The sequence below is a fragment of the Micrococcus sp. KRD128 genome (assembly GCF_017168395.1).
Lineage (GTDB): Bacteria > Actinomycetota > Actinomycetes > Actinomycetales > Micrococcaceae > Micrococcus > Micrococcus luteus.
Window position 1 is genome coordinate 96,615 of the sequence record NZ_JABFAX010000012.1, and the last position, 7,674, is coordinate 104,288.

The following is a 7,674-nucleotide window of genomic DNA, read 5'->3' on the forward strand; positions in this document are numbered from 1 at the left end:
ATGAGCCCCCTGATGACCGTCGGCGAGTTCGCCCTCGCCACCGGACTGAGCGCGAAGGCGCTGCGCTTCTACGACGAGCGCGGCCTCCTCGCCCCCGCCGACGTCGACGCCCACTCCGGCTACCGCCGCTACGAGCCCGGCCAGATCCGCACGGCCGCGCAGATCCGCGTCCTGCGGGCGGCCGGCCTCACCGTCGACGACGTCCGGTCCGTCCTCGCGGACCCCGCCTCCCTGCCGGCGCGGCTCGAGGCGCACGCGGCCGAGCTGCGACGCCGCCGCGACCTCGAGGACCGCGCGCTCGCGCTCGCGGCCGCCGGTGTCTACGCGGCCCCGGATCCCGACGACGACGGCGGCCCTGCCTGTCCCGGCCCCGTGGTGGAGCGCACGGTCGGGCCGACGCCGTGGGCCGGCGTCGTGCAGCGGGTGGCCCTGGACGAAACCGGTGAGGAGGCGACCGCCGAGCGCGCGAACGCCGCCTTCGCGGCGCTGTTCCAGGCACTCGCGGAGGCGGGGTCGGCACCGGCCGGGCCGCTGTGGACGGCCCTGCGTCCGGTGCCGGGCGCCGCCGACGTCGTGGAGACCGTCCTGGCCGTCCCGCTGAGCGGCCCGGCTCCCGCGGGTCTCGGAGCCGAAGGGCACGAGGTGGTGACTGGGACGCTGCCACGCCGCGTGGAGCGGTACGTGGACGTGCGGGGCGACGCGGGCGACGTCGACCTCCTCGACGACGCCCCCGGCGGCGCGCTGCCCCATCCGGGCCTGCTGGGGCTCATGGACGCGTTCGAGGCGGAGGACGCCAGCACCGCGGCGGAGATGCGTCAGATCCTCGTGGACCCGGAGGCCGGGCACGTCGAGCTGGCGGTGACGGTGCGGGAGGAGGCGGGAGCGGGGCAGGGGTGAGCCGGCGCGGGGACGGCACGGCGTGTCTGGCCGGCCGACCCTGCCGGTCCCGCGCCGACCCCCCCGGGGGCCCAGGGGTGCCCGGGGGTGGCCCGGCGGCTCGCGCTCGGTGCATACGTCGAAGTGGGAGTGCCGTCGCCGAAACCGTTGTCCAGGTGTGAGTGCGGATGAGTTCTTGTTGACATCTCCGTCCTCGACCCGACGGCCTGACATGCGGAGGCGAGTGCCGTCGTCGGGAAACCCCGATGCCGACGACCCTCCGCACCGGCTCCATGACCTTTTCCGCACCTCTGCGGCCCCGGCCCCTCGACCCGGCCTGACCTGGGGTCTACGCTGGCCGATCAGGCCTCGCACCCGAAGAGCGCGGCGTCTGCGTCCACGCCTGTCGAGTCCTCAGGGAGCACCACCGCATGATCCGCTTCGAGCATGTGGAGAAGACCTTCCCGGACGGTACCCGTGCCGTGGAGGACTTCTCCCTCGAGGTCCCCCCGCACACCACCACCGTGCTGCTGGGCTCCTCCGGCTGCGGCAAGACCACGCTCCTGCAGATGGTGAACCGGATGGTAGACCCCACCGGTGGCCGCGTGCTCATCGAGGGCCGTGACGTCGCCTCCCTGGACCCCGTGAAGCTGCGCCGCGGCATCGGCTACGTCATGCAGAACGCCGGCCTGCTGCCGCACCGCACCGTGCTGGACAACGTGCTCACCGTGCCGCGCCTGACCGGCCGGATCTCCCGCCAGGACCGGGACCACGCGCACGAGCTGCTCGAGCTCGTCGGCCTGCCCGCGGCCGTCGCCTCCCGATACCCCTCCCAGCTCTCCGGCGGCCAGCGCCAGCGTGTGGGCGTGGCCCGCGCCCTCGCCCCGGACCCGGACGTCCTGCTCATGGACGAGCCGTTCTCCGCCGTGGACCCGGTGGTCCGCGCGGACCTGCAGGCCGAGATGCTGCGCATCCAGCGCGAGCTGTCCAAGACCGTCCTGTTCGTCACCCACGATGTGGACGAGGCCGTCCTCCTTGGAGACGAGGTCCTGGTCCTCCGCGAGGGCGCCCGCGTGGCCCAGCACGGCACCGGCGAGGACATCCTGCTGCGCCCCGCCGACGACTTCGTCCGCTCCTTCGTGGGCGGCGCCCGCCGCGAGCTCCACGTGGAGGACCGCACCGGCACCGCCATCGTGGTGGACGCCTCCGGCCGCGTCGCCGGGACGCTGGTGCAGCCGTGACCTGGATCAGCGCCAACCTGGACTTCATCCTGTCCCTGACCTGGCGGCACATCGCCCTCGCCTCCCCGGTGGTCCTGCTCAGCCTCCTGATCTCCGTGCCCCTGGGCCGCCTGGCCAACGCCACCGGCTGGGGTCGGAGGCTGATCGTGGGCGGCTCCAGCCTGCTCTACGCCATCCCCTCGCTCGCCGTGTTCGTGATCCTCCCGGGCCTGGTGGGCACCAAGATCCTAGACCCGCTCAACGTGGTCATCGCCCTCACCCTCTACGGGGTGGCCCTGCTGACCCGAAGCGCCTCCGAGGCCTTCGACGCCGTGGACGACGAACTCCTCACCGCCGCCACCGCCCAGGGCCACAGCGCCTGGCAGCGGTTCTGGCGGGTGGAGCTGCCGCTGGCCGGCGAGTCCCTCCTGGCCGGCACCCGCGTGGTCAGCGCCTCCACCCTGTCCCTCGTCTCTGTCGGTGCGCTGATCGGCGTGCAGTCCCTCGGCACCCTCTTCACCGAGGGGTACGCCCGCAGCTTCGTCACCGAGATCGTCGTCGGCATCGTCGGCACGGTGATCCTCGCCGTCGTCTTCGACCTCGTCCTGGTAGCCCTCGCCGCTCTCCTCATGCCGTGGACGAGGCGCGCGAAGGTCCGGAAGGCGAGCGGCCGTCGTCGTTCCTCACAGGACACCACGACGACGGCACTCGCCACCGTGCCCGACCTCGCGGTGCAGGAGGGTCGCCGATGATCAGCTCCCTCTTCTCCTGGTTCGCCGACCCCGCCCACTGGGCGGGCCCGAACGGCGTGCCCGCCCGCGTGCTCGAGCATCTCGGCTACTCGGTGCTCGCCCTGGCGATCGCCGCGGCCATCGCGTTCCCGGTGGGCGTGTGGATCGGCCACACCGGACGGGGCCGGCGCGTGGTGGTGGCGCTGTCCTCCGCCCTGCGCGCCCTGCCGACCCTCGGCCTGCTGACCTTCCTCGCGATCGTCCTGGACATCAGGCTGCGGGAGGCGCTGATCCCCACCGTGATGGTGCTGGTGATCCTCGCGATCCCGCCCCTGCTGGCCGGCACCTACGCCGGACTGCAGGCCGTGCCCCGCGAGGTGGTCCACGCTGCCCGCGCCAACGGCCACTCCACCGGCCAGCTCATCGGCCAGGTGGAGCTGCCGATCGCCCTGCCCATGGCCGTCGGCGGACTGCGGTCCGCCACCCTGCAGGTGATCGCCACGACCTCCGTGGCCTCCTACCTCGGCCTCGGCGGGCTCGGCCGCTACCTCTTCGACGCGCTCGCCGTGCAGGACTACGTGACCATGCTCGCCGGCGCCGTGCTGATCGCCGTGCTCGCCCTGCTGTGCGACGGCCTCCTGCTGCTGGTGCAGCGCATCCTGACCCCCGCTGGGCTGAGGGCCCGCGGCTGACCCACGAAAGGACGGCTGCCATGGCTGCCACCGACCACACCTTGAATCCCCGGGCGGGAGCGAACCCGTCCGCCGCCCCGAACCGGCTGGTGCGGCGCCGCGCCGTGATCGGCCTGCTCGCCGGCGCGCCCCTGCTGGCCGCCTGCGGCGGGGACCCGCTCTCCTCCGACGGCGGCGGGCAGGGCTCGGGAGGCTCCGGCTCCGGCGGGGGCGGCGGCGGGACCGTCCGCGTGGGCTCGGCGAACTTCCCGGAGTCCGAGATCATCGGCGAGCTCTACGCCCAGGTCCTCGAGGCCAAGGGCCTCACCGTGGAGCGGAAGATGCAGATCGGCTCCCGCGAGGTCTACCTCGGTGCCCTCAAGGACGGGTCCATCGACCTGATCGGCGAGTACACCGGCAACCTCCTGGCCTTCTATGACAAGCAGGCGAAGGCGAAGACGTCCGAAGAGGTGTTCGCCGCCCTGCAGAAGGCCCTCCCGGACGACCTCGAGGTCCTGGCCGAGGCGAAGGCGGAGAACAAGGACGCCTGGTGCGCGGCCGGCGACTGGGCCAAGCAGCACGGTATCTCCTCCTACGCGGACCTGAAGGACTACGACGGCACCCTCCGCGTGGGCGGCCCGCCGGAGATGAGCCAGCGCGACTACGGCGCCGGCCTCGCCCGCGTGGAGTCCGTCTATGGCGTGCCCGCGGACAGGATGGAGTTCACCCCCATCAGCGACGGCGGCGGCCCGCTGACCGTCAAGGCCCTCAAGGACGGGGACGTGGACCTGGCGAACATCTTCTCCACCACCCCGGCCATCGAGGAGAACGGCTTCGTGATGCTCGAGGACCCCGAGGGCATGGTGACCCCGCAGAACATCGTCCCGCTCATGGCCAAGGACAGGGTCACGGACCAGATCCGCGAGGCCGTGGAGTCCGTGCAGAAGGTCCTCACCACCGAGGACCTCATGGCCATGAACGCCGAGAACTCGGGCGAGCAGAAGAAGCAGCCGCGAGAGGTCGCGGGGGAGTGGCTGAAGGAGAAGGGCCTGGTCTGAGGACTGCCCTCGACGCCGAATCAGAGGAAGTGGTCGCCTCACGCCTCGTGAGGCGACCACTTTCTCCTGGTTCGAGGGAGGCGGGGGTGCAGGGACGGCGCGGCGTGTCTGGCCGGCCGACCCTGCCGGTCCCGCGCCGACCCCCCCGGGGGCTCAGGGGTGCCCGGGGTGGCCCGAATGTGATGGAGTGCACGGATCCTGTCCACGACCTGGGAAGTGACCATGGAGCAGTTCGTCACCGCCGCCAACTCGATCATGTGGAGCCTGCCCATGGTCGTCGGGCTCCTCGCCCTGGGCCTGTACTTCACGATCCGCATGGCGGCCCCCCAGGTGCGGCTGCTCAAGGACATGGTGGGTCAGCTGGCCAGGGGAGGATCGTCGTCCGCGGGGATCAGCTCGTTCCAGGCGTTCGCCATGGCCCTGGGTGGCCGCATCGGCGTCGGCAACATCGCGGGCGTCGCGGCCGCGATCTACCTGGGCGGCCCGGGCGCGCTGTTCTGGATGTGGGTGACGGCGATCCTCGGCGCCCCCGTGGCGCTCGTGGAGAGCTCGCTCGCACAGCTCTACAAGCACAAGGTCCGCGGCGAGTACCGCGGCGGGCCCGCGTACTACATCCTCGAGGGGCTCGGCCGGAACTGGCGGTGGCTGGCGGTCGCGTACGCCGCGGCCACCGTGTTCGCCACCGTCTTCACCGGCCCACAGATCCAGGCCAACGCCGTCACCGCCGCCACGACCGAGGCGTGGGGCTGGGACCCGCTGTGGGTGGGTCTCGGGATGGCCGTGCTGTTCTGCGCGATCGTGTTCGGCGGCATGCACCGCCTGGGCCGCACGGTGGGCCTCGTGGTCCCGTTCATGGCCGGCGCGTACATCCTGGTGGGGCTGCTCGTCGTCGGGCTGATGTGGCAGCAGGTCCCCGCGATGTTCGGGCTGATCTTCTCCAGCGCGCTGGGCCTGGACTCGGTCTACAACGGCATCCTCGGCGCCGCCGTCGCGTGGGGCGTGCGCCGTGCCGTGTACTCCACCGAGATCGGCACCGGTTCGGGCGCCCAGGCCTCGGCGGCCGCCCACGTCTCCCACCCCGTGAAGCAGGGCCTGGCCCAGGCGTTCTCCGCCTACGTGGACACCCTGTTCGTCTGCACCATGACCGGCCTGATGATCCTCGCCACGAACAGCTTCAACGTGCTGGGCCCGGACGGGGAGAGTCTGCTCGCGGAGCACGTGCCCGGCGTCGAGGAGGGACCGGCGTGGGTCCAGATCGCCATCGACGAGGCACTGCCCGCCTTCGGCCCGTCCTTCGTGGCGATCGCCGTCTTCCTCTTCTCCTTCACCACCCTGCTCTCCTTCGCGTTCTACGCGGAGACGAATGTCGCCTACCTCATCCCGAACAAGACGGCGCAGCGCGCGGTCATCGCGGTCGCCCGGCTGCTGCTGGCCGGCTCCATGGTGTTCGGGTCCGTGCAGAGCTCGGCCCTCGTGTGGGCGTTCGCCGACTTCGGCGTCGGCCTCTACACGTGGGTGAACATCGTGGCGCTCATCCTGCTGAGCCCCGTGGCCATCCGACTGCTCAAGGACTACGACCGCCAGCGCCGCGCCGGCCAGGAACCCGTGCTGGATCCGCACGCGATCGGCGTCCGCAACGCCCACCTGTGGGAACAGATCCACGCCGCCTACGAGCGCACCGGGGACGTGGACGAGGCCATGGACCACGTCGCGGACACCGCCCCGGACACCCGGGCCATCACCGTGGTCCCGCGCCGGGAGGGCTGAGGACCGACGACGGCGGCCCGGGGCGCCGGACGTCCGCGACGACGTCGGGCCACGGGCCAGGGCCGTCCGCGCGGCCTGAATCCCGGCAGGCTCACCCCATGGACCACAAGGAGATCCTCCATCAGGGGCTGCGCCGGCAGCGCGACGCCCTCTTCGCGAAGCTGGACGGCCTGCCCGAGCGGGAGGTCCGCCTGCCCCGCACCCCCACCGGCACCAACCTGCTGGGCCTGCTCAAGCACGCGGCCACGTGCGAGCTCGAGTACTTCGGCGAGGTCTTCGGCCGCCCCGCCGGCATCCCCCTGCCCTGGGACGCGCCGGGGGTGGGCGAGGAGGACGGCGCGGACCTGTTCGCCGCCGAGGACGAGACCCTCGAGGACGTCCTCGACTACGCGCGGCGATGCTTCGCGCACGCGGACGCGACCATCGAGGCCCTCGTCCTCGACGCGCGGGGGCGGGTCCCCTGGTGGCCCGCGCACCTGGCCGAGGTGACTCTGGCGCAGATCCTCTCCCACGTGGCCCTCGACGCGGCCCGCCATGCCGGCCACGCCGACATCCTGCGCGAGGGGATCGACGGGCAGGCCGGCCTGCGCGGCCCCGGGGACAACCTGCCCGGCTGGGACGCCGAGCGGTGGGCCGCGCACGTGCGGCGGCTCGAGGGGATCGCCCGGGGTGCGGGCCCGGTGCGCTAGCGTCCGCGGTGATGACTCCCCGCTCGCTCGCCGGTCTGGCCCTCACCGTCGCCGCCCTGATGTCCGCCTTCGTGCTGATGGCGCCGACGGCGCCGGGGCTGTTCGTCGGCGTGCTCACGGTGGGGACCTTCGGGTTCGGCCCGTTCTACGGGGAGCCCTCGCGGCAGCTCGTGGACCGGCCGTGGAGGCGGGACACGCGCTGGCGCGATCTCGCCCGCCGGGTCCGCACCGACTGGCTCTCCCGGCAGCTGGGCGCCGTCGGCTGGAACGCGGCCATCAGCCGCCGCATCACCGGCCGGGCCGACCTGCGGCGCATCCGCACCGCCGCCGTGGGCTCCCTCGTCAGCCACGCCGCCTCCGCGGGTCTGCACGCGGTGGCGGGCGTGGCGCTGGCGGCCGTCGGGCATCCGGTCTGGGGCGTGGTCGCGGTGGCCCTGGGGCTCGTGGTGCACGCCTGGCCGGCCCTGCTGCAGGTCTCCGTGCTCGGGCGCATCGACGGACTCCAGACGCAGATCCGCGGGGACCAGCTGCTCTGGTGACCGGCCGGCACCGGGCGGCCCGGCCGAGCACTTTGTGGGCCGAATCCGACGGATGAGCCCCTGAATCGGGCACGGGAGCGTCGCATTCGGCCCGCAAAGCGGTGGGGAGGGGGCAGCGGGGAG

At 72.9% G+C, this 7,674-nt stretch carries 8 protein-coding genes; all 8 read left to right on the plus strand.

Annotated elements, in window-relative coordinates; all coding sequences use genetic code 11:
- On the plus strand, positions 1–897 hold the full coding sequence (locus J1M44_RS05420) for a MerR family transcriptional regulator (protein ID WP_065572705.1): 897 nt from the start codon (positions 1–3) through the stop codon (positions 895–897).
- 410 nt (positions 898–1,307) lie between these two features.
- Positions 1,308–2,117, plus strand: coding sequence for an ABC transporter ATP-binding protein (locus J1M44_RS05425; protein WP_144824479.1), 810 nt, complete (start codon positions 1,308–1,310; stop codon positions 2,115–2,117).
- Positions 2,114–2,848: an ABC transporter permease gene (locus J1M44_RS05430; RefSeq protein WP_049159722.1), complete on the plus strand. Its 735-nt coding sequence runs from the start codon at positions 2,114–2,116 to the stop codon at positions 2,846–2,848. Before J1M44_RS05425 ends, J1M44_RS05430 begins: the two co-directional genes overlap by 4 nt.
- The gene (locus tag J1M44_RS05435) at positions 2,845–3,519 is read left to right on the plus strand and encodes an ABC transporter permease (RefSeq protein WP_049159725.1); all 675 of its coding nucleotides are present in this window, start codon (positions 2,845–2,847) and stop codon (positions 3,517–3,519) included. Before J1M44_RS05430 ends, J1M44_RS05435 begins: the two co-directional genes overlap by 4 nt.
- A 20-nt stretch (positions 3,520–3,539) precedes the next feature.
- Positions 3,540–4,556: an ABC transporter substrate-binding protein gene (locus J1M44_RS05440; RefSeq protein ID WP_049159728.1), complete on the plus strand. Its 1,017-nt coding sequence runs from the start codon at positions 3,540–3,542 to the stop codon at positions 4,554–4,556.
- 222 nt (positions 4,557–4,778) lie between these two features.
- The gene (locus tag J1M44_RS05445) at positions 4,779–6,323 is read left to right on the plus strand and encodes an alanine/glycine:cation symporter family protein (protein WP_144824480.1); all 1,545 of its coding nucleotides are present in this window, start codon (positions 4,779–4,781) and stop codon (positions 6,321–6,323) included.
- Positions 6,324–6,421: 98 nt separating this feature from the next.
- The gene (locus J1M44_RS05450) at positions 6,422–7,012 is read left to right on the plus strand and encodes a DinB family protein (RefSeq protein WP_010079843.1); all 591 of its coding nucleotides are present in this window, start codon (positions 6,422–6,424) and stop codon (positions 7,010–7,012) included.
- Between the two features lie 11 nt (positions 7,013–7,023).
- The gene (locus tag J1M44_RS05455) at positions 7,024–7,551 is read left to right on the plus strand and encodes a hypothetical protein (protein ID WP_036315583.1); all 528 of its coding nucleotides are present in this window, start codon (positions 7,024–7,026) and stop codon (positions 7,549–7,551) included.
- Positions 7,552–7,674 lie beyond the last annotated feature (123 nt).